Genomic DNA, 20,528 nt, shown 5'->3' on the forward strand with positions numbered 1-20,528 from the left:
GTTACTGCTATGAAACATCGATTACGTAAACATATCCTTGTTCCGGTTATTATTGCCTCAATTTTTTTAACGGGAACTGCTTTTAAGAGTGATTTTTTTGAAATTGCCAAACAGATAGAAATCTTCACCACTCTTTTCAAAGAACTCAACATGAACTATGTTGATGAAACCAATCCTGGCGAGTTAATGGATACGGCCATTAAAAGTATGTTGGAGGATTTGGATCCCTATACCAATTTTATGAACGAACAGGATGTGGAAGCCTCTAGAATTAACAATACAGGAGACTATACAGGCATAGGCGCCAGTATTTTGACGCTTAAAGATAAATTGGTAGTCATTGAGCCTTATAAAGATTATCCCGCCGATAAAGCTGGCCTAAAAGCCGGTGATGAAATCATTAAAGTTGAGAATGTTGTGGTTGCCGATTTCAAGGACGATGCAGGAAACTTGTTACAAGGGGCCGCTGGTACCAATGTAAATGTGACTTATTTACGTCAAGGAAAAACTCATACGGCCACTATAAAACGCGAAGCTGTAGAGATTCATGCCGTACCCCATTATTCTATGGTGAATGACCAAACTGGTTATGTGGTGTTGCGAAAATTCAACGAAAAAGCTTCTGCTGAAACCATCAATGCCATAAGAAGTCTAAAAAAAGAAGGGGCTAAAAAATTGATTTTAGACCTTAGAGGTAATCCTGGAGGCTTATTAAGTGAAGCCGTAAATGTGGTGAATATTTTTGTGCCACAAAACCAATTGGTGGTTACCACGAAATCTAAAGTAAAAAAATATAACAAGACCTATTATACCTCAAAAGAACCTTTGGATACGGAAATCCCTTTGGTAGTGCTAATTGATGGTCGCAGTGCTTCCGCCAGTGAAATTGTATCAGGAGCTTTACAGGATTTGGATCGTGCCGTAGTGGTAGGAGCTCGAAGCTTTGGAAAAGGTTTGGTACAACGCCCTAAACCGTTGGTATATGGCACCCATATGAAAATTACCATCTCAAGATATTACACACCTTCTGGCCGTTGTATTCAGGCTTTGGACTACTGGAACAGGGATGAAGAAGGAAAAGCAACCAGAGTAAAACAGGAAAATTACAATGCGTTTAAAACAAAAAAAGGAAGAACTGTATATGACGGTGGGGGTATCCAACCAGATGTAGAAATGGAGGAATCTATATACAGTCCAATTACTACAGCAATCTTAAACGACAATCTCATTTTTGATTATGCTACAAAGTACTATTACAACCATAAAGTAGCAGATTTGAACAGTTTTAAGTTTACAGATGCCGATTTTAAAGATTTTAAAAACTTTTTGAAAACCAATAATTTCAATTTTGAAACCAAGACTGAAAAGGCTTTTGACGATGCTCTTGAGGTAGCAAAAGAAGAACAGTTAAAATCAGTGGTCAATCCAGAGTATGATGCCTTGGTTAAAGCTTTAAATTCCTATAAAAACCAAGCTGTAGACGCCGATAAAACACAATTGTCTTCTTTATTATCTGACGAGATCGTTAAGCGTTATTTTTACAGAGAAGGTTTGTATACTTATTACATAGCTACCAACACTGAAATTCAAAAAGCTACCGAAATTTTGGGGAATTTATCGACCTATCAAGGGTACTTGAAGTAAAAAAATTCTTAAGTACATTTTTAAAAAGTAGAAAAATAAAGTATATTTATTTCCCCTTATTGTAATAATAATGAAAAAATTAATAGCATTTTTTATTTTAATTACACAATTTTTATGTGCCCAACAAGATCTAACCCACGAGGTATATTTCGAAACTGACAAGTTTGAAGTTCCACCAACTGAGCACAATAGATTACTGTTATTTCTCTCTGAAATTGAAGGTTTGGATATTGAAAAAATATCCATTTATGGCTTTACGGACGACCGCGGAAGTGATACCTACAACTTAAAACTTTCCCAACAAAGAGCCAATTCCATTAAAACTATTTTCTCCAATAATGAATTTGACGAATCTGTGATTACCAACGTTGATGGCAAGGGAGAAGTACTTTTGAAGGTTGTAAAAGAGCAAGATGTTAATAAAATAAGAGGCCTTAACCGAAAAGTTGAAATTATCGTACATCCATACAATCCACCAAGAGTAGTTATCGAGGAACCTAAAAAAATGGATGTTACAGAGCAATTAAAAGGAGATTTAAAGGCTGGAGATAAATTCACTCTTGATAATATTTTGTTCAAAACTGGATACAGTTATTTACTTCCGGAATCCATTAAAACTTTAGAAGAACTTGCCAAAGTTATGGTGGAACGGGACGATATTTACTTCACCATTCAAGGTCATGTGTGCTGTACTCAAAACAGCAGGGATGCCATAGACAGAAAGACCAAAAAGCGTAATCTTTCTGTAGCCAGGGCCAAGTATATCTATGATTATTTAGCCAAAAGAGGCGTTGATAAAAAGCGTATGAAATACGTTGGAATGCGTCGTCTATTTCCACTTGGTGGCGATCCTAAATTTGACAGACGCGTAGAAATTTTGGTTACTTACGTTGGAGGCGTAGCTAGCAAATAAAACCTAGTTTCTCAGCATGGCAATATGTGGAATGCCATCCTCTAAATAGGATTCTCCAATTTCCTTAAATCCAAGATTGTTATAAAATTGTTGCAGGTAACACTGTGCCGATATTTTAATGGTTTTCTCATTGAAATATTCAGAAATAGCTTCAATAGAAGTTTCCATTATTTGGTATCCATACTTATGTTTCCGTCTGTTAGCAGCCACCACAACCCTTCCAATGCTAGCCTGTTCAAAATAATCACTAGGTTTGAACAATCGAGTGTAGGCTACCAAAGTATTGCCTTCATAACCCAAAACATGTAAAGCCTTTTGGTCCTTGTTATCTACATCTTGATAAACACAATCCTGTTCCACCACAAACACTTCAGATCTTAAGCGCAAAAGATCATACAGTTCTGGAACCGTCAATTCTGAAAAATATTTAATAGTTATTGACAACATTAATCTTGAACGATCACTTCTTTAGGATCTTTTTTGTTGAATTCTGGCTGTATGGTAACATGATTGATTTCAAACTTATGGTGCAACAGTTCTTCTATCTCATGTAAAAGTTCGTTGAACTCCGTTATAGAAATATCTTCATTTAAATCTAAATGCGCTTCCAAATGCAATTCATGATCGCTCAAATTCCATATGTGAACGTGATGTAGTTTACTCACTTTAGGCAATTTGTTTACAGCTCGCACGACATCCTTTATGTTAATGTGATCTGGTGTGAACAACATCAACATTTTGGTAGACGTCTTTAATAAATCGTAGCCTACCCAAATAAGGTAAAGTGCAATTAAAAAGGTAAGCACACTATCTACCCAAAACAGTTGGTAATACTTCATTAACAGTCCACCAACCAACACAGCAACACTTGCCAACATATCTGTTAACAGATGTAAATAGGCAGAACGGATATTAATATTCTTTTCTGAATCACCTTTCAACAACAGCACACTAAACCCATTCGCCCCAATGGCTATTAAAGATAACCATATAACCAAATTGGATTCAATTTCCTGTGGCGCTTTAAAACGTTTGATAGCTTCAATTATCAACAAAATAGCCACTACTACCAAGGTAATGGCATTTACAAAGGCTGCTAATATTTCGGCACGTTTAAAGCCAAAAGTTCTGTTGATGGAGGCTTTTTGTCTAGAAAGTTTTGATGCCGCGTAACTTACAATAAGCGATAGGACATCGCTAAAATTATGAAGTGCATCACTTAACAGAGATAAACTTCCAGAAATTAGCCCACCGATAACCTGGGCTACGGTGATAAGTATATTTAAAAAGATAGAAACCATAAGATTTCTATCTTTTGTACTAGCGTGTAAATGTGTATGTGAGTGTGAATGCCCCATTTAGCAAGACACTGGGATCTTGTTCACACGGTTTTGGTGGCGTCCACCTTCAAATTGGGTTTCCAAAAACGCATCTACCATTTCAATGGCTTGTGGAAGCGCGGTAAAACGCGCTGGAATACTCAATATATTGGCATCATTGTGCTCTCTGGCTAAGGTTACAATTTCCTTTGTCCAGCAAAGCGCAGAACGTACACCTTGATGTTTGTTGGCTGTCATGTTGGCACCATTGCCGCTACCGCAGATAATAATTCCAAAATCTGCAGCTTTGCTTTCCACATCATTTGCCACAGGATGTACAAAATCTGGATAATCTACACTGTCATTACTATCTGTTCCATAGTTTTTAACAGTATATCCCTTAGCTTCCAAATGCTTTACAATAGCAAATTTATACTCTGTTCCTGCGTGATCGTTACCGATTGAAATGTTCATTGTATGTATTAAATTGATTTAAAGCTACAAAGGTACAAAATGCCCCCATACAACCTATAGTTATGCACATTTTAAAGTAACGGTTCATTACTTTTAGTATTTCTCTTTATAAGTTGTTAATAAGTGTTAATTAAATTCTGAAAGATATTTTTTTAAAAGTCAATTTTATTTTCAATACAGGAATTGGATTGAGATGACCAAAATATAACTTCACTTTTTTTGGATGAGTTTTCAGCATTGAATTTTTCATTATAAACATCAAGATTTCTAAAACTTGTTAGCCTAAAACTATTAACATTCGTTTTAAACAGGTTTTGATAACTGTATAAATTTCATTCAAAATGAAGTGTTTAACCAAATAAATATTGTTAATAACATTTTAATAGTCCGTAAACTGTGAGTTTTCAAAATAAAATTCAAGAAAGTTATACCTGTTATTAACAACCTATCATAAACAACAATATTTTTTTTAAAATTTCAAAAAAGAAAAGTAATTATAGTATTAATTGTGAATAACGTTTGGATTGACAAATTTTGGTTGAAACCGATTAATTGAAGACTGTTTAGGGATTCCTTTAAAATCTTAGTGTAAAAGAAATATGATTTAGTATATTAAAGCTTAGATTTGTTACTATTAGAAAAAAGAGAATGGCTAGAAAGAAAAAAAGAAGGAAATCAAACAACGAGATTTCCAACCTTACCAATACGATATTAAGTATTTTAAAAAAGGAACGTAACAAAACCTTTAACTATAAGCAGATTGCTGCTAAGCTTGGAGTGAACGATGCCAGCAGCAGGAACCAGATCATTAAGAAACTTCAGCAACTTAAAGCAAAACAGGAAATAGAAGAAGTAGAACGTGGCAAGTTTAAGGCTATTGTTACTACGGAGTATTATACGGGTATTGTAGATATGAGCGCAAGAGGATCGGGGTATATTATTTCCGATCAGTTTGAAGATGACGTGTTTATAGCCTCCAATAATATGAACAGAGCGTTGGATGGTGACGAGGTTGAGTTTTACGTTTATAAAAGACGTATTAGAGGTCGCCAGGAAGGAGAAGTGACCCAAATTTTAAAACGTTCTAAAACAGAGTATGTTGGGGTGGTTCAGTTACATAGCAACTATGCGTTTGTAATTCCTGATAGCAATAAAATGTACAAGGATATTTTTGTACCTATCAATAAAACCAACGATGCTGAAGATGGTGACAAAGTGTTGGTGTCCTTGGAAGATTGGCCAGAAAAGGCCGATTGTCCCTACGGTAAAATCCTTAAGGTTTTAGGAAAACCAGGGGATCATAATACCGAAATACACTCAATATTAGCGGAATATGGTTTGCCTTATGAATTTCCTTATGAAGTAGAGGAGTACGCCAACAATTTAGATACCTCAATAACCAAAGAGGAAATAGCTAAAAGACGCGATATGCGAGACATATTGACCTTTACAATCGATCCAAAGGATGCTAAGGACTTCGACGATGCTTTGTCCTTTAGAGTGCTTGAAAATGGCTTATATGAGATAGGAATCCATATTGCGGATGTGTCGCATTATGTACGCCCAAATACCGTGTTGGATGATGAAGCTTATGAGCGGGCCACCTCGGTGTATTTAGTGGATCGCGTGGTACCAATGCTTCCTGAAGTTTTATCCAACAATGCCTGTTCCTTAAGACCACATGAAGAAAAATACACCTTTTCGGCTGTGTTTCAAATGAATGACAAAGCAGAAGTTAAGGACCAATGGTTTGGTAGAACGGTGACTTATAGCGATGCGCGTTTTGCTTATGAAGAGGCACAGGCCATCATTGAATCGGAACTGAACCACATTCCGGAAGAAGTGTCCTTAACAGGAAAGGCTTATAAGGCAGATCAAGCCATTGCCGATGCGATATTAACCATGGATAACTTGGCGAAAAAAATGCGAAGCAGACGTATGAGGGCTGGAGCTATTTCTTTTGATAAAGTGGAGGTGAAATTCAATTTGGATAAAGACAATAATCCGGTTGGCGTATTCTTTAAAACCAGTCAGGATGCCAATAAATTGATCGAGGAATTCATGCTGTTGGCCAATAAAAAAGTAGCCGAATTTGTTGGGAAACAGAAACCACCGAAGACTTTTGTGTACCGTGTTCATGACGAACCGGATGAAAGTAAATTGGCCGCTTTGCAAGGTGTGGTGTCTAGATTTGGATATAAATTGAATTTCAAGGATCGGAAAAGTATTTCTAGTTCGCTTAACAATTTATTATCTGAAGTAAACGGGAAAAAAGAACAGAATTTGGTGGATACGCTTACGATTCGAAGTATGAGTAAAGCCGAATATACCACACACAATATTGGGCATTATGGATTGGCTTTTGATTACTATAGTCACTTTACATCTCCTATTCGTCGTTATCCAGATGTCATGGCACATCGCTTGTTGCAAATGTATTTGGATGGCGAAAAATCGGCGAACGAAGAGATTTTTGAAGACAAGTGCAAGCATTCCAGTGATATGGAATACTTAGCAACCAAGGCCGAGCGTGATTCCATAAAATACATGCAAATCAGGTTCATGCAAGACCATAAGGATGAAACCTTCCTAGGTGTAATTTCCGGGGTGACCGATTGGGGAATTTATGTGGAAATCATTTCCAATAAATGTGAAGGCATGGTGAGAATTCGAGACATTCGTGATGATTATTATGAATTTGACGAAACCCAATTCGCTATTATTGGTCGTGAAACCAAACATATGTATCAGTTGGGTGACGAAGTATTGGTAACGGTTAAGGAAACCGACTTGGTTAAAAAGCATTTAGATTTTAATTTAGTGGGAAAACCAGAGGTATAACTAAGTGTTGATAACATGATTTTAACTACAACTGATAATATAGAAGGCCATCCAATTTTGGATTATTTGGGAATTGTTTCAGGGGTTTCCACCAGAATGCAAAAGGCTGCTTTTACTTTCAATATGGAAAAATATTACCAATCCATGGAAGATAATTTGAATGAAGTGAAGGAAGAGGCTTTTCAACAATTACGTGATAATGCCTTGAAATTAAAGGCGAATGCTGTTGTAGGCATTAAATTGGACATCGAAACTTTTCCTAATTCTGCCATTATTATTGTTTCCATTACTGGAACCGCAGTGTTGGTAAAGGCCTAATATTATTCAGAATTGTATTTTTGTACTTCCAATTTGGAATTTGGAAACCTTATGTTTTCCTTTTTCTAACTTTGTAAAAACAAACATCTTTTATGCTCGATGCTATTTTAGCAGCTGTACCTTTTGGTATTATTTTAGCCTTTACCATAGGTCCTGTTTTTTTTGTGCTGTTGGAAACCAGTGCCACTAAAGGTTTTAAGAGTGCCCTTATCTTTGATTTGGGAGTTATTTTTGCGGATATTCTCTTCATCCTTGTTGCTTTTTTCAGTACCAGTAACTTGATTGAAAAATTGGAAGACGATCCTAATTTTTTAATTTTTGGAGGGGTGCTGTTGGCGGTGTATGGTTTTATTTCATTTATAAAAACTTCCAAGTCGTTTAGGGAAATTGTTAGGGAATACCATCGCGTTGAAATCCAAAAAAACTACGGAAAACTCTTTTTAAAGGGCTTTTTGCTCAACTTTATTAATATTGGTGTTTTGTTGGGATGGTTGGGGTTTATTATCATCGGTAATTCACTCACCGAGGGTAGGGAAGCATTGTATGTGTTTTTAGGTACCATTTTAGCGGTTTATTTCATTGTAGACCTTATAAAAATTGTGGTTGCCAAAACACTTCGGAATAAATTAACGCCCAGATTAATCTTCAAAACAAAGAAAATTGTGGCTTTGGTAATTCTTGGATTCGGGATTTTATTGTTGCTTCAGGGCTTCTTTCCAAAGGAAAAAGAATTGATAAAGGATAAATTGGAACAGATCAATCAATAGACCTAAAATAAAAAAGCCTTAAGAATCATTTTCTTAAGGCTTTTTTGAGGCGTCTAGCGGATTCGAACCGCTGTACAAGGTTTTGCAGACCTTTGCCTAGCCACTCGGCCAAGACGCCCTGCTTGGTGCGGCAAATGTAAAAAAAATATACGTTTTACACTACTTACAACTATTTTTTTCTTTTTTCCGTCATCTTTATCGTGACCATTTCAACATCGCCACCAATAGGAGGATTCAATTTACTCACCCAAACCGTAGCTTTTGTAACCATTGGGCTTTCGTTAAGTATCCTAACCACAATGCGTTTGGCAACGGTTTCCAACAGTTGTGAAGCCTTGTACATTTCTTCCCTAACAATTTTGTTCAAGAGCACATAATCTACAGTATCTACTAAATGATCAGTCTGTGCCGAAGTCTGTAAATTGGCCTTGATTTTTAAATCCACACGATAGTCACTGCCTATTTTGGTTTCTTCCTTTAAGCAACCATGGTTGGCAAATACCCTAATGTTTTCAACTTTTATGATTCCCATGTTGCAAAGGTACGGGATAAAAGGCTGGTTTGTAAATATGAATTGAAAATATTAGTGCGTAAATTCTAGGAATTAGGTATTTGTTAGTTGGTTGAAAATAAATAGGAAACCTTACGGTTTATGGGTGTTTAGATTACTGTTCATTAATGATATAGTTTCTTTAAATTTGACTAATTTTGTGGAAAAATTTAAAAGAAAAATTTAGAGCAATAATTCCGATACTTTATGTCTGAAGAAAAAAGACCACTCAATTTTATTGAGCATATCATTGAAGAGGATTTGGCTAATGGTTTATCTACCGATAAACTGCGTTTTAGGTTTCCTCCAGAACCCAATGGCTATTTGCATATTGGGCATACCAAAGCCATTGGTATTAGTTTTGGATTAGGGGAGAAGTACAATGCTCCTGTAAACCTTCGTTTTGACGATACCAACCCTGTTAAGGAAGAACAGGAATATGTAGACGCCATCAAAAAAGATGTGTCTTGGTTGGGATACCAATGGGCCAATGAATTGTATTCTTCAGATTATTTCCAGCAGTTGTATGACTGGGCAGTAGCGTTGATTAAAGAAGGAAAGGCTTACGTAGATTCACAGTCTAGCGAAGCTATGGCTGAACAGAAAGGAACGCCTACACAACCTGGAACCGATAGTCCATATAGAAACAGATCTGTTGAAGAAAACCTGGATTTGTTTGAGCGTATGAAGAATGGTGAATTCGATGAAGGTTCTCATGTATTACGTGCCAAAATTGATATGGAGCATCCAAATATGTTGATGCGGGATCCTATCATGTATCGTATTTTGAAAAAGTCACATCATAGAACCGGTGATGCTTGGTGTATCTACCCAATGTATGACTGGACACATGGTGAAAGTGATTATTTGGAACAGATTTCGCACTCCTTATGTTCTTTGGAATTTAAGCCTCATAGAGAGCTTTACAACTGGTTCAAGCATAATGTACACAAATATCAGCCAGAAGTGCTTCCTATGTTACCAAAACAGCGTGAGTTTGCCCGTTTGAACTTGAGTTATACGGTAATGAGCAAGCGTAAATTGCTTAAATTGGTAGAAGATGGCGTAGTAAGTGGTTGGGACGATCCAAGGATGCCAACTATTTCTGGGTTGAGACGACGCGGTTATACGCCTGCTGCCATCAGACAGTTTATTGAAAAAGTTGGTGTTGCCAAGCGTGAGAACGTAATTGATGTGTCGTTGTTGGAGTTTTGCGTAAGGGAAGATTTGAACAAAACGGCACCTCGTGTCATGGCGGTTTTAGATCCAGTAAAATTGGTCATTGACAATTATCCAGAGGATAAGGAAGAATGGTTGGAAGCTGAAAACAATCCTGAAGATCCAAATGCAGGGTTTAGAAAAGTTCCGTTTTCAAAAGAATTATATATAGAATGTGACGACTTCAAGGAAGAAGCCAATAGTAAATATTTCAGATTGAAGCTTGGTGGGGAAGTACGTTTGAAAAATGCCTATATAGTGAAAGCAGAAAGCGTTGTAAAAGATGCTGCTGGTAATATAATAGAAATACATTGTACCTATTCGGAAGATACTTCCAAAAAAGTTAAGGGAACCTTGCATTGGGTATCTGTAAAACATGCTGTCAAGGTAGAAGTACGTGAATACGATCGTTTGTTTAAAAACGAATCTCCAGATGGAGATCAGGAGGTTGATTTCATGGAATTTTTAAATCCAGACTCTTTACGTATCATTGAAGCCTATGTGGAGCCAAGCTTGAAGGAGGCTCAGATAGGGGATCGTTTTCAATTCCAACGTTTGGGATATTTCAATGTGGATGACGATACTTCTACAGATACTTTAGTATTCAATAAAACTGTAGGATTACGTGATACTTGGGCAAAACAGCAACCCGCTCCAGAACAAAAAGCGCAAGCTAAACAGCCACAGCAAAGTCAGCCAAAGCGTCCAGCTATTGAAGTCATCAAGCAATTGGGAAAAAAATATACCAATCTTCCAGAAGCGAAGCAATTGAAAACCAAGGCTGAAATTCAAAAATTGGCTAAGGAAGTTAGCTATGAAGAACTGGAACCTTTGTTTGAAACAGCAGCTAAAAAAGTGGGAACACGTATTGCGGCGATGTTAACTTTAGGCGTGTTATTGGACGAAGGTCTTGAGAAGAATGACGCTATTGAAGCATTTATCAACAAGGCTCAGGAAGATCAAAATGAACTGTTGGTGATGGAAGCCAATTTGGTTTAGTTATAAATAAAATAAATAGATTTTAAAAAGCATCAAATTCTAAATTTTGATGCTTTTTTATTGATATATTATTAGTTATGGGATTTAAGATATATTAAATATTTACAATTTGACTATATTTATCATACTAACTGAAACAAATTATTTATGGAATTTAATATTCTGGCACTCGTTGTCGCAGCGGCTTCAACCTTGGTTGTTGGTGCCATTTGGTATAATCCTAAAGTGTTCGGTACTGCTTGGATGAAAGCGGCAGAAATGACCGAAGAAAAAATGAAAGGCGCGAACATGGCAAAGATTTTTGGTCTCGCCTTGTTATTTGCGTTTTTTATTGCTGCTACTTTACGTGCTTTGGTTGTTCATCAATCAGGGGTTTTTAGCTTGATTGAAGGTGACGTAGACGGTGCTTTGCCATCCTATGCAGCCTTTATGAACGACTATGGGACTTCTTTTAGGACCTTTAAACATGGAGTGCTTCATGGATTTATAACTGGGGTCACTATGGCTTTACCAATCATTGGTACCAATGCCTTATTTGAAAGAAAAAGCGCCAAATATATCTTTATAAACAGTGGTTTTTGGATTGTCTGTATGATGATTATGGGAGGTATTATTTGTGCTTGGGAATAGTTTGTAACAAATCATATAATCAAAAGACTGACAGTATTGTTCAGTCTTTTTCTTTTTAAACATTGATTGATTTTAAAATTTATAGTTCGGTAGCAGAATTGCCCAAAAGTTGGGATCCATTGGTGGGTCACGATATTTTTTTACAACAAGGGTATCTAAAAGCATTGGAAAAAGCTTCACCAAGCAATATTACCTGGTATTATATCGGTTTTTTTGAAGATGAAATGTTGGTTGGAATTGGAATATTTCAGAGAGTTCAATTGTATTTGGAAGATATTTTCAGAAACCCCGATGACCATTGTTTGGAACAACGTTTTAAAAATTTTGTTTCAAAAATATTGAAGGGAAATGTGTTGGTGGTGGGTAATTTAATTCACACAGGACAGCATGGTTTGTATTTTAAACAAGAAATACCTGGAAAGGATAGGGTGGAAATTATTCTTAAGGCGCTTTCTTATTTAGAAAAAATCATCAAAAAGGAATCTGGCAAAACGATTAGATTATTGCTTTTTAAGGATTATTTTGATGATGATGGTATTCATAGCCAATCTGAAATCTTTGAGCAGCATAGCATCTACAAAGTAACAGCCCAACCCAATATGATCATGTCCGTCCAATCCAATTGGCATTCTATGGAAGATTATGTGGGTAGTTTGAATAAAAAATATCGACGACGATACAAAACCGCTATAAAGAAATCACAGGGAATTGTTAGAAGAGAATTGACTTTAGCAGAAATTGAAAGGCATTGCAAAGAGCTGTATCAGTTATATAAAAATGTGTGCGATAATGCTAAAATCAATACTTTCATCTTACCAGAAGGGCATCTTTATCATTTAAAACTTCAGCTTGGTGAAAAGTTCAAAGTGATGGGCTATTTTCAGAATACCAAGCTTATTGGTTTTTATACTTTAATACGGAATAAAGATATATTGGAAACCTATTTTCTAGGATACGATAGCGAACATCAATTTGAAAATCAACTGTATTTAAATATGTTGTATGACATGGCTAAATTTGGTATTGAACATTCCTTCTCAAGTATTGTATATGCCCGTACGGCCATGGAAATAAAAAGTTCAGTGGGAGCCAAAGCCATTCCTATGAGCATGTATATGAAACATACCAATGGATTTTTGAATGGGTTGCTGAACCAGATTTTTAAGTTGATGAATCCTTCAACAGAGTGGGAGGAACGGCATCCCTTTCAACAATAAATCTTTTCTTCAGCTCTTAAATTTCGTAACTTAAGGGAAAAATAGGAAAGATGAAGAATGTACATGAATTGCTGACTAAAATTGCCGATATCACCCGAGAGATTGAAACCAATTACCCTGAGGTGTATAACTATTTAAACGAAAATCCCATGACCATTCCAAACATGGAACACCCAACGGTAGATGAAACCGAATTAAGGGAATATTTAGCTAGTTTGGAGATGCTTTTGGAGAAATATAAGAAAGACCATTAAAAAAGCCCCAAACGTTTGTTATGGGGCTTTAAATTACTTTTAAAGGAGTTCTTATTGTTTTCCTTTGTTTTTGGCTTCTTTCATAGCTTCACCAATTTGGTTACTGGCCGTAAAGCTGGCAACCATTTCATTTAGCATATTACTTCCTGCTTGTGGAACGTTAGGTAACAAAATCAAGTTACTATTGGTTTCTTCACCTAAAGATTGCAAGGTATCGTAGTGTTGGGTAACAACAATCAAGGCAGAAGCTTCTTGTGAATTGATACCAACTCGGTTCAATACTTCCACAGATTCTTCCAAACCACGTGCGATTTCACGACGTTGGTCGGCAATACCTTGTCCCTGTAAACGCTTGCTTTCGGCTTCGGCTTTAGCTTTTTCCACGATTAAGATACGTTGTGCATCCCCTTCATATTGCGCCGCTGTTTTTTCTCTTTCAGCAGCATTAATACGGTTCATGGCGGCCTTTACTTGGGCATCTGGATCAATATCGGTTACCAAGGTTTTAATGATGTCAAAACCGTAGTCTAGCATGGCATCATTCAATTCAGCTTTTACAGCAAGGGCAATATCATCCTTTTTTACAAAGACGTCGTCCAATTTCATTTTTGGAACTTCGGCACGTACCACGTCGAATACGTAAGAAGTGATTTGCTCATGGGGATAATCCAATTTATAGAAGGCATCATACACTTTATCGCGAATAACTTTGTATTGAACAGACACTTTTAAGCGTACAAATACATCATCTAAAGTTTTGGTTTCCACAATCACATCCAATTGTTGGATCTTTAAACTTAAGCGTCCTGCAACCTTATCCACCAAAGGAATTTTTAGCTGAAGTCCAGAGTGCCTGATGCTTTGAAACTTACCAAAACGCTCAATGATTACGGCGGTTTGTTGTTTAACGATAAAGAGAGCTGAGATTAAAATTACGACTCCAAAAAAGAGAATCGGAACTAGGATAAATTGTCCCATGATAAATTTTTTAAGGTTAATTATTTAATGATTACTAAATTAAGCTTATTTTGCCCGTAAGAATTATATTTCGATAATAATTACGGCAATCTAAGTGCTATTTTTTATTAAAATGAGTTGGATTGTTGATACCCTGATAATTACATTATGAAGCACAACAACTTTATCTTATTAGTAGTCTTTTGTATTGGTTTTGTTACAACTTCTCTGGCACAGCACAAACGTTATAAAATTAAAAATGGGATAGGCATCCATGGAGGGATTACCCAATTTGATATTCTTACGGATAATTTTGAAACAAGCTCCTCAACAGGTTGGATTGGAGGTTTGAGCGCTACAGTTGATTTGCCGCACAAATGGTATACGGTTAGTTATAACATTCATTTATCTGAAAACAATGTGAACGTTATGGGAAGTCCAGAACTTTTGTTGTTCCAAGAGGAGGAAATAGAATATAAAATGTTTACGGCCCAAGTGTCCTTTTTGTTCCACGCGAAAATTGTAGAGGATTATATCACAGCAGATTTTGGTCCTATGATTCAATACAACAGTGAGCTGGAATTAAAGGACGACTCGCAAGAAAACTACAGGTTATTGGGCTATCAAAATTTAAGAGCTCAGGATATCACCGACATTTCTAAATTCAATGTGAATGGAGCTGTGGGATTGTCGGCAGGGTTTCCTGGTTTTAAATTGCGTGGGCAATACATTTATGGGTTTACCAACATGTTAAACAAACTGAACAATAAAAACGATATTGATACTTTTGGAGGGCCTTCCAAATTTAAAGGACATCAATCGATGTTGGTATTTACAGCGATGATTTTGTTCTAAACATATATTTTAAATAAAAAAGCGAGCCCTAGAGCTCGCTTTTTTTATGAGATATACTTTTATAAAGTGGCTATCAATTTCTCAATTCTGGAAACCGATTCGTTTTTGCCAATCAGGTACATGATTTCAAAAACATCAGGACCTTGTAATTCTCCAACAAGGGCAATACGCAATGGCATCATTACTTTACCAAAACCTATTTCCTTGGACGTGATCCATCCTTTAATGGTATTTTGAAGCGTTTCTGCAGCAAAATCTTCTACATTGTTTACCTGTGTTAATAATTCTTCCATTAAGGCTTTAGTATCGTCCTTAATGGCTTTTTTATAAGCTTTCTCGTCATAACTTTCTGGTGCAACAAAGAAATAGCTTCCTAACTGCCAAAAGTCACCAACGAATGTGGCACGTTCTTTAATCAAACCTATTACCAAAGAAATATAGTTGACATCAATATTGGCCAATTCTGGTCTACTTTCTTTAAACGTTGCAGCCAAATCATCGTTGTGTTGGTCTTGCATGTAATGGTGGTTGAACCATTTAATTTTGTCTGGATCAAAACGGGCACCCGCTTTATTTACACGTGTTAGATCGAACGCATTGGTCAATTCTTCAAGACTGAAAATTTCTTGTTCGGTACCTGGATTCCATCCCAAGAATGCCAAAAAGTTGATCATGGCTTCTGGGAAGTAACCATCTTCTTTATAACCTCTAGAGATTTCATTTGATGCTGGATCTAACCATTGCAGTGGAAATACAGGGAAACCTAATTTATCGCCATCGCGCTTGCTCAATTTCCCTTTTCCGGTAGGTTTTAAAATCAATGGCAAGTGAGCAAATTCCGGTGCGTCCCAACCAAAGGCTTTATACAATAACACGTGAAGTGCTAGGGAAGGCAACCATTCTTCACCGCGGATCACGTGTGTGATTTCCATTAAATGATCATCCACAATGTTTGCCAAGTGATAGGTTGGCATCCCATCGCTTTTGAACAAAATTTTATCATCTAAAATATTGGTATCTATGGTCATATTGCCACGAACAATATCCGTAAGGTGCAAAGTTTCATCTTGTGGCGATTTAAAACGAATCACATAAGGCTCACCAGCGTCCAATTTGGCTTGTACTTCTTCTTCTGAAAGTGAAAGTGAGTTACTTAATTTTAAACGGTTGTGCCAATTGTAAATAAAGGTCTTTCCTTTTTCTTCGTGGTCTTTTCTGTGGAAATCTAAAGATTCTGCCGTATCAAATGCGTAGTAGGCATTCCCGGAGGCAATCAGTTCTTCGGCGTAAGCCTTGTATAAATGTTTGCGTTCGCTTTGGCGATAAGGACCAAACTTTTCATTTTTACCTGGACCTTCATCAAATGGAATATTGCACCAGTTAAGGGCATCTACAATGTATTGTTCGGCACCTTCCACATAACGGTTTTGATCGGTGTCCTCAATTCTCAACACAAAGGTTCCATTGTGTTTTTTGGCAAATAAATAGTTGAATAGGGCCGTGCGAACCCCTCCAATATGTAAAGGCCCCGTTGGGCTAGGGGCAAATCGTACGCGAACTTCTTTGGTCATGTTTTGTAAATTTGTTGCAAAGATAGATTGATATCGTGTAAGATAAAAGTAGTTTGATGAAAAGACTTGTGGTGATTTTGATAGAACGGATTTTAAGTTGAAATCATCGAGTTTAACAGAATGTTATTACTTTCGTCTAATTACAGCTAAAAATAAAATTGTAGATTAGTAAGTCAATCCCATTCCACGTGAGTCATTTTAACAGCATACAACTTAAATTAGAGGAATTTATCAGGCGATATTACTTCAACGAATTGCTCAAAGGAGCCATTCTTTTTTTCGCCATTGGCCTTTTATATTTTTTACTCACATTATTTATCGAGTATGTGTTGTGGCTCAATCCTACGGCAAGAACTATTCTGTTTTGGGTATTTATAGCTGTTGAATTTGGACTATTTATAAAATTCATCTTGTTGCCATTGGCTAAGTTGTTTAAACTTCAAAAAGGGATCAATTACGAAGAGGCTTCCGAAATCATTGGGAAACACTTTCCTGAAGTAAGTGATAAATTATTGAATGTGTTGCAGTTGCAACGCTCTTCTGGTGTACAAACAAGGGAATCTGATTTATTGTTGGCTGGAATAGAACAAAAGGCTGCTGAATTGCAACCCGTACCTTTCAAATTGGCCATTAACTTCAAAAAGAATTTCAAATATTTAAAATACGCAGCCATTCCGTTGCTCATAATTGGCTTATCCTTCCTCACAGGACATTTCAATCTGTTTAGCGACAGCTATGAGAGGGTAGTTAATTACAAAACTGCCTATGAACCGCCAGCCCCGTTTAAATTTTTTGTGTTGAATGACAATTTAACGGCTGTTGAAAACAAGAATTATGTACTGAAGGTGTCAACGGCGGGAAAAGTGATTCCGGAAAATGCCCAGATTGAATTTAACAACGAAACTTATTTTTTACAGCAAACCTCGCCAGGACATTTTGAATATGTGTTTGAGCAGCCCATGGAATCTTTAGATTTTAGGATGATGGCGAATGATGTGGTTTCAAGAGATTATACTTTGGAAGTGACTAAGGTTCCTGCTTTAGTGAATTTTGAAATGCTTTTGGATTATCCGGCTCATACCAAAAAGGGAAATGAGGTTTTAAAAAGCACCGGAAGTGCTACCGTTCCTGAAGGCACTAAAGTGACTTGGAAAGTTAATACCAGATCTACTGAAGGAGTGACCTTGTATGCTGAAGATACTTTGCGTTTTGAAAAACTTGACGAGAATAATTTTGAAGCTAGTAAACAGCTCTTTAATAATAGCGATTATCAAATCAGCACAAGCAATCATGCTTTAAAGGATTATGAAAGTTTGGCTTTTACCTTGAAAGTGATTAAGGATGATTATCCAGAAATCCGTGTGCAGTCACAAAAAGATAGCTTGGATCAACAGAGTTTGTATTTCTACGGACAGGTGAGTGACGATTATGGACTGAGCAAATTGCAATTGGTGTATTATCCCGTGGAGAATGAATCAGCAAAGGAATTTGTTTCCATCCCAGTAAACAATTCGAATTTTGACGAATTTGTAAGCGCCTTTCCAAACCAGTTGAATGTAGAACCTGGAAAAGCTTACGAATTGTTTTTTCAGGTGTTCGATAATGACCGTTTGCATAATTACAAGCAGGTAAAGAGTCAAGTGTTTTCCTATCGAAAGCTTACGGCGGAAGAGGAAGAGTCAAAACAATTGAATGAACAAAACGAAACGATTAAGGATTTAAATAATTCCTTCGATAAATTAAAAGAACAGGACCAACAGCTTGAAGAGTTTTCCAAAACGCAAAAGGAAAAGGAGGAACTTAATTTTAACGACAAACAGAAGTTGCAACAATTCTTGAAACGTCAAAAGGCACAGGAGGAAATGATGCAAAATTTCAATAAAAAGCTTCAGGAGAATCTAGAGGAATTTCAAAAGGAGAGTAATGAAAAGGATGAATTCAAGGAAGCTTTAAAGGAACGTTTGGAAGAACAAGAGCAACAATTGAAGCAAGACGAGAAACTATTAGAAGAATTGGAAAAGCTTCAGGAGAAAATTCAAAAGGAAGAATTGACCGATAAATTGGAACAATTAGCTAAACAAAATAAAAACAAACAACGCAGTTTAGAGCAGTTATTGGAACTTACTAAACGCTATTATGTCGCCAAGAAAGCTGAACAATTGCAACATGATTTGGAGGAATTAAGTGAAAAGCAAGAAGATTTATCCAACAAAAATTCTGAAGAAAATAATAAGGAAGCACAAGATGAATTGAATAAAGCTTTTGAGGAATTCCAAAAAGAAATGGATGAGTTGGAAAAGGAAAATGAAGGTTTGAAGGAACCTATGGATTTACCTAAGGATGATATGACCGAGGAAGAAATCAAGGAAGAGCAACAAGGGGCGTCGGAGGATTTGGAAAAGCAGGAACAACAAGAAGAGAAAAACGATCAACAAGGTGCACAGCAAAGTCAACAAAATGCAAAGCAAAAGCAAAAGTCGGCTGCGCAAAAGATGAAACAAATGAGTTCTGAAATGTCCCAAGCCATGATGGGCGGAGGTGGTCAGCAAATGGCAGAGGATGCTGAAATGTTAAGGCAGATTTTGGATAACTTGGTGGTGTTTTCTTTTGATCAGGAAGCTTTGTTGAATACATTCAAAAGCATTGAAGTGAACCATAATGAGTATGGCAAATATTTGCGCAAGCAAAGCAGTTTAAGGGAACATTTTGAGCATATCGATGATAGCCTGTTTTCATTGTCCTTAAGACAACCTATGTTGTCTGAACAGGTAAATAGTCAAATCACAGAGGTGTTTTATAACATTGACAAATCTTTGGAACAGCTTTCCGAGAACCAATTATATCAGGGTATCGCTGCCCAACAATATACCATAACCGCCACCAATACGTTAGCTAGTTTTTTAAGTGATGTGTTGGATAATATGGAAGCGCAAATGAATTCTTCTCCAGGACAAGGGCAGGGTAGTGAAATGCAATTGCCGGACATCATTAAAAGTCAAGGGGAATTGAATAAAGAGATGCAGGAACAAATGGATAAGCAACAGGGTAAACCTAAGGATGGTCAACAACAAGGCGAGCAAAAGGGACAAGAGCCACAGCAAGGGCAGGAGGGCGAACAAGAAGGAGAATCCGATCAGAACAATGAAGAAATGAATGGTGAACTTTTTGGAATCTATCAAAGACAACAGGAATTGCGTAATGCTTTAGAAGAAAAGTTGACTAAGGAAGGACTGAATGGGCAAGCGCAAAAGTTGTTGAAAGATATGGAAGAGGTGGAATTGGATTTATTGAATAAAGGTTTTACCAATCAAACGCTTCAAAAAATGATGGAATTGGAACATCAATTATTGAAGATGGAGAACGCTACGTTCATGCAGGGAGAGGATAATAAACGTCAATCCGAAACTAATTTAAAGGATTACGATAATACTGTTCCAGACCAAATTCCAACTGCCAGAGAATATTTTAACACTACTGAAATTTTAAACAGACAAGCTTTACCTTTGCAGCAAATTTATAAAGTAAAAGTACAAGAGTATTTCAAGAGAACAGATGATTAGTTTTAATTACGAAACGGAGTTCGAGCTTTCCAATGAAGGCAATTATTCCAAATGGATTTCAGAGACTATTAACGAAGAAGGCTGCAAAGAAGGAGAGCTTAATTATATTTTTTGTGATGATGAATATCTACATAAAATCAATGTGGAATTTTTAGATCACGACACCTTGACGGATATCATAAGCTTCGATTACTCGGTAGGAAAAGAACTACATGGAGATATTTATATCTCTATTGAAAGGGTCGAGGATAATGCTAAGGATTTTAATGTAGAATTCAAGGAAGAATTGAAGCGCGTGATGATTCACGGAATCCTACATTATTGTGGGTACAAAGATAAGACAGATGAGGACGCTTTGCAAATGAGGAGCAAGGAAAATTACTATATTTCCAAGTTTGTATAATAGTCACTAAATCAGTGTATATTTGCAAACTTATTTTT

At 36.6% G+C, this 20,528-nt stretch carries 18 protein-coding genes and 1 tRNA gene; 12 read left to right on the plus strand and 7 right to left on the minus strand.

Features of this window, described 5'->3' with window-relative positions:
• Nucleotides 1–9 precede the first annotated feature (9 nt).
• Nucleotides 10–1,644, plus strand: a complete 1,635-nt coding sequence (locus tag AC6I5C_RS02400; RefSeq protein WP_497903775.1) for a S41 family peptidase — start codon at nucleotides 10–12, stop codon at nucleotides 1,642–1,644.
• 70 nt (nucleotides 1,645–1,714) lie between these two features.
• On the plus strand, nucleotides 1,715–2,557 hold the full coding sequence (locus AC6I5C_RS02405; RefSeq protein WP_053976554.1) for an OmpA family protein: 843 nt from the start codon (nucleotides 1,715–1,717) through the stop codon (nucleotides 2,555–2,557).
• Nucleotides 2,558–2,560: 3 nt separating this feature from the next.
• On the opposite strand, the gene AC6I5C_RS02410 is transcribed toward AC6I5C_RS02405, so the two are convergent.
• From AC6I5C_RS02410 to rpiB, 3 genes are read right to left on the minus strand one after another with little or no spacing between them, the layout of a single operon-like run.
• Nucleotides 2,561–3,004 (minus strand): GNAT family N-acetyltransferase, encoded by a 444-nt coding sequence (locus AC6I5C_RS02410; RefSeq protein WP_497903776.1) that lies wholly within the window; start codon nucleotides 3,002–3,004, stop codon nucleotides 2,561–2,563.
• The gene (locus AC6I5C_RS02415) at nucleotides 3,004–3,915 is read right to left on the minus strand and encodes a cation diffusion facilitator family transporter (RefSeq protein ID WP_497903777.1); all 912 of its coding nucleotides are present in this window, start codon (nucleotides 3,913–3,915) and stop codon (nucleotides 3,004–3,006) included. The genes AC6I5C_RS02410 and AC6I5C_RS02415 overlap by 1 nt, the downstream gene beginning before the upstream one ends.
• Entirely contained in the window at nucleotides 3,916–4,350 is a 435-nt protein-coding gene (gene rpiB / locus AC6I5C_RS02420; RefSeq protein WP_497903778.1) for a ribose 5-phosphate isomerase B, read from the minus strand. It abuts the gene before it with no gap.
• A 648-nt stretch (nucleotides 4,351–4,998) separates the two neighbouring features.
• Here rpiB and rnr point away from each other — a divergent pair.
• The 3 genes from rnr (at nucleotide 4,999) to AC6I5C_RS02435 (ending at nucleotide 8,276) form a co-directional block, all read left to right on the plus strand.
• Nucleotides 4,999–7,191 carry a ribonuclease R gene (gene rnr, locus AC6I5C_RS02425; RefSeq protein WP_497903779.1) on the plus strand — a complete coding sequence of 731 codons (2,193 nt, stop codon included), beginning with the start codon at nucleotides 4,999–5,001 and terminating at the stop codon, nucleotides 7,189–7,191.
• A 15-nt stretch (nucleotides 7,192–7,206) separates the two neighbouring features.
• The gene (locus AC6I5C_RS02430) at nucleotides 7,207–7,509 is read left to right on the plus strand and encodes a YbjQ family protein (protein WP_497903780.1); all 303 of its coding nucleotides are present in this window, start codon (nucleotides 7,207–7,209) and stop codon (nucleotides 7,507–7,509) included.
• A 92-nt stretch (nucleotides 7,510–7,601) separates the two neighbouring features.
• Nucleotides 7,602–8,276 carry a LysE family translocator gene (locus tag AC6I5C_RS02435; protein WP_497903781.1) on the plus strand — a complete coding sequence of 225 codons (675 nt, stop codon included), beginning with the start codon at nucleotides 7,602–7,604 and terminating at the stop codon, nucleotides 8,274–8,276.
• A 47-nt stretch (nucleotides 8,277–8,323) separates the two neighbouring features.
• Here the strand turns inward: AC6I5C_RS02435 and AC6I5C_RS02440 are convergent.
• Together AC6I5C_RS02440 and folB are read right to left on the minus strand one after the other, a co-directional pair.
• Nucleotides 8,324–8,394, minus strand: a tRNA-Cys gene (locus AC6I5C_RS02440).
• Nucleotides 8,395–8,445: 51 nt separating this feature from the next.
• Nucleotides 8,446–8,808: a dihydroneopterin aldolase gene (gene folB / locus AC6I5C_RS02445; protein ID WP_497903782.1), complete on the minus strand. Its 363-nt coding sequence runs from the start codon at nucleotides 8,806–8,808 to the stop codon at nucleotides 8,446–8,448.
• A 225-nt stretch (nucleotides 8,809–9,033) separates the two neighbouring features.
• On the opposite strand from folB, the gene AC6I5C_RS02450 reads away from it, so the two are divergent.
• The 4 genes from AC6I5C_RS02450 (at nucleotide 9,034) to AC6I5C_RS02465 (ending at nucleotide 13,144) form a co-directional block, all read left to right on the plus strand.
• Nucleotides 9,034–11,043: a glutamine--tRNA ligase/YqeY domain fusion protein gene (locus AC6I5C_RS02450; RefSeq protein ID WP_497903783.1), complete on the plus strand. Its 2,010-nt coding sequence runs from the start codon at nucleotides 9,034–9,036 to the stop codon at nucleotides 11,041–11,043.
• Nucleotides 11,044–11,190: 147 nt separating this feature from the next.
• A complete protein-coding gene (locus tag AC6I5C_RS02455) occupies nucleotides 11,191–11,673 on the plus strand; it encodes a DUF1761 domain-containing protein (RefSeq protein WP_053976545.1) in 483 nt (160 codons plus the stop codon).
• Nucleotides 11,674–11,735: 62 nt separating this feature from the next.
• Nucleotides 11,736–12,890 (plus strand): GNAT family N-acetyltransferase, encoded by a 1,155-nt coding sequence (locus tag AC6I5C_RS02460; protein WP_497903784.1) that lies wholly within the window; start codon nucleotides 11,736–11,738, stop codon nucleotides 12,888–12,890.
• A gap of 50 nt (nucleotides 12,891–12,940) precedes the next feature.
• Nucleotides 12,941–13,144: a hypothetical protein gene (locus tag AC6I5C_RS02465; RefSeq protein WP_497903785.1), complete on the plus strand. Its 204-nt coding sequence runs from the start codon at nucleotides 12,941–12,943 to the stop codon at nucleotides 13,142–13,144.
• 51 nt (nucleotides 13,145–13,195) lie between these two features.
• Here AC6I5C_RS02465 and AC6I5C_RS02470 read toward each other — a convergent pair whose 3' ends face one another.
• A complete protein-coding gene (locus AC6I5C_RS02470) occupies nucleotides 13,196–14,122 on the minus strand; it encodes an SPFH domain-containing protein (RefSeq protein ID WP_053976542.1) in 927 nt (308 codons plus the stop codon).
• A 147-nt stretch (nucleotides 14,123–14,269) separates the two neighbouring features.
• Here AC6I5C_RS02470 and AC6I5C_RS02475 point away from each other — a divergent pair, with 147 nt between their 5' ends.
• Entirely contained in the window at nucleotides 14,270–14,956 is a 687-nt protein-coding gene (locus tag AC6I5C_RS02475) for a hypothetical protein (protein ID WP_497903786.1), read from the plus strand.
• Nucleotides 14,957–15,015: 59 nt separating this feature from the next.
• Here AC6I5C_RS02475 and gltX read toward each other — a convergent pair whose 3' ends face one another.
• A complete protein-coding gene (gene gltX / locus AC6I5C_RS02480) occupies nucleotides 15,016–16,527 on the minus strand; it encodes a glutamate--tRNA ligase (RefSeq protein ID WP_497903787.1) in 1,512 nt (503 codons plus the stop codon).
• A 188-nt stretch (nucleotides 16,528–16,715) separates the two neighbouring features.
• Here gltX and AC6I5C_RS02485 point away from each other — a divergent pair, with 188 nt between their 5' ends.
• Nucleotides 16,716–20,087, plus strand: coding sequence for a hypothetical protein (locus tag AC6I5C_RS02485; protein WP_497903788.1), 3,372 nt, complete (start codon nucleotides 16,716–16,718; stop codon nucleotides 20,085–20,087).
• On the plus strand, nucleotides 20,080–20,490 hold the full coding sequence (gene ybeY, locus AC6I5C_RS02490; RefSeq protein WP_497903789.1) for an rRNA maturation RNase YbeY: 411 nt from the start codon (nucleotides 20,080–20,082) through the stop codon (nucleotides 20,488–20,490). The genes AC6I5C_RS02485 and ybeY overlap by 8 nt, the downstream gene beginning before the upstream one ends.
• Nucleotides 20,491–20,528: the final 38 nt, after the last annotated feature.

The sequence above is a fragment of the Mangrovimonas sp. sgz306409 genome (assembly GCF_059735265.1).

Bases quoted from the DNA above. Each gene is read 5' to 3' on its own strand.
- AC6I5C_RS02400 (WP_497903775.1), top strand. From the start codon at position 10: ATGAAACATCGATTACGTAAACATATCCTTGTTCCGGTTATTATTGCC.
- AC6I5C_RS02405 (WP_053976554.1), top strand. From the start codon at position 1,715: ATGAAAAAATTAATAGCATTTTTTATTTTAATTACACAATTTTTATGT.
- AC6I5C_RS02410 (WP_497903776.1), bottom strand. From the start codon at position 3,004: ATGTTGTCAATAACTATTAAATATTTTTCAGAATTGACGGTTCCAGAA.
- AC6I5C_RS02415 (WP_497903777.1), bottom strand. From the start codon at position 3,915: ATGGGGCATTCACACTCACATACACATTTACACGCTAGTACAAAAGAT.
- rpiB (WP_497903778.1), bottom strand. From the start codon at position 4,350: ATGAACATTTCAATCGGTAACGATCACGCAGGAACAGAGTATAAATTT.
- rnr (WP_497903779.1), top strand. From the start codon at position 4,999: ATGGCTAGAAAGAAAAAAAGAAGGAAATCAAACAACGAGATTTCCAAC.
- AC6I5C_RS02430 (WP_497903780.1), top strand. From the start codon at position 7,207: ATGATTTTAACTACAACTGATAATATAGAAGGCCATCCAATTTTGGAT.
- AC6I5C_RS02435 (WP_497903781.1), top strand. From the start codon at position 7,602: ATGCTCGATGCTATTTTAGCAGCTGTACCTTTTGGTATTATTTTAGCC.
- folB (WP_497903782.1), bottom strand. From the start codon at position 8,808: ATGGGAATCATAAAAGTTGAAAACATTAGGGTATTTGCCAACCATGGT.
- AC6I5C_RS02450 (WP_497903783.1), top strand. From the start codon at position 9,034: ATGTCTGAAGAAAAAAGACCACTCAATTTTATTGAGCATATCATTGAA.
- AC6I5C_RS02455 (WP_053976545.1), top strand. From the start codon at position 11,191: ATGGAATTTAATATTCTGGCACTCGTTGTCGCAGCGGCTTCAACCTTG.
- AC6I5C_RS02465 (WP_497903785.1), top strand. From the start codon at position 12,941: ATGAAGAATGTACATGAATTGCTGACTAAAATTGCCGATATCACCCGA.
- AC6I5C_RS02470 (WP_053976542.1), bottom strand. From the start codon at position 14,122: ATGGGACAATTTATCCTAGTTCCGATTCTCTTTTTTGGAGTCGTAATT.
- AC6I5C_RS02475 (WP_497903786.1), top strand. From the start codon at position 14,270: ATGAAGCACAACAACTTTATCTTATTAGTAGTCTTTTGTATTGGTTTT.
- gltX (WP_497903787.1), bottom strand. From the start codon at position 16,527: ATGACCAAAGAAGTTCGCGTACGATTTGCCCCTAGCCCAACGGGGCCT.
- ybeY (WP_497903789.1), top strand. From the start codon at position 20,080: ATGATTAGTTTTAATTACGAAACGGAGTTCGAGCTTTCCAATGAAGGC.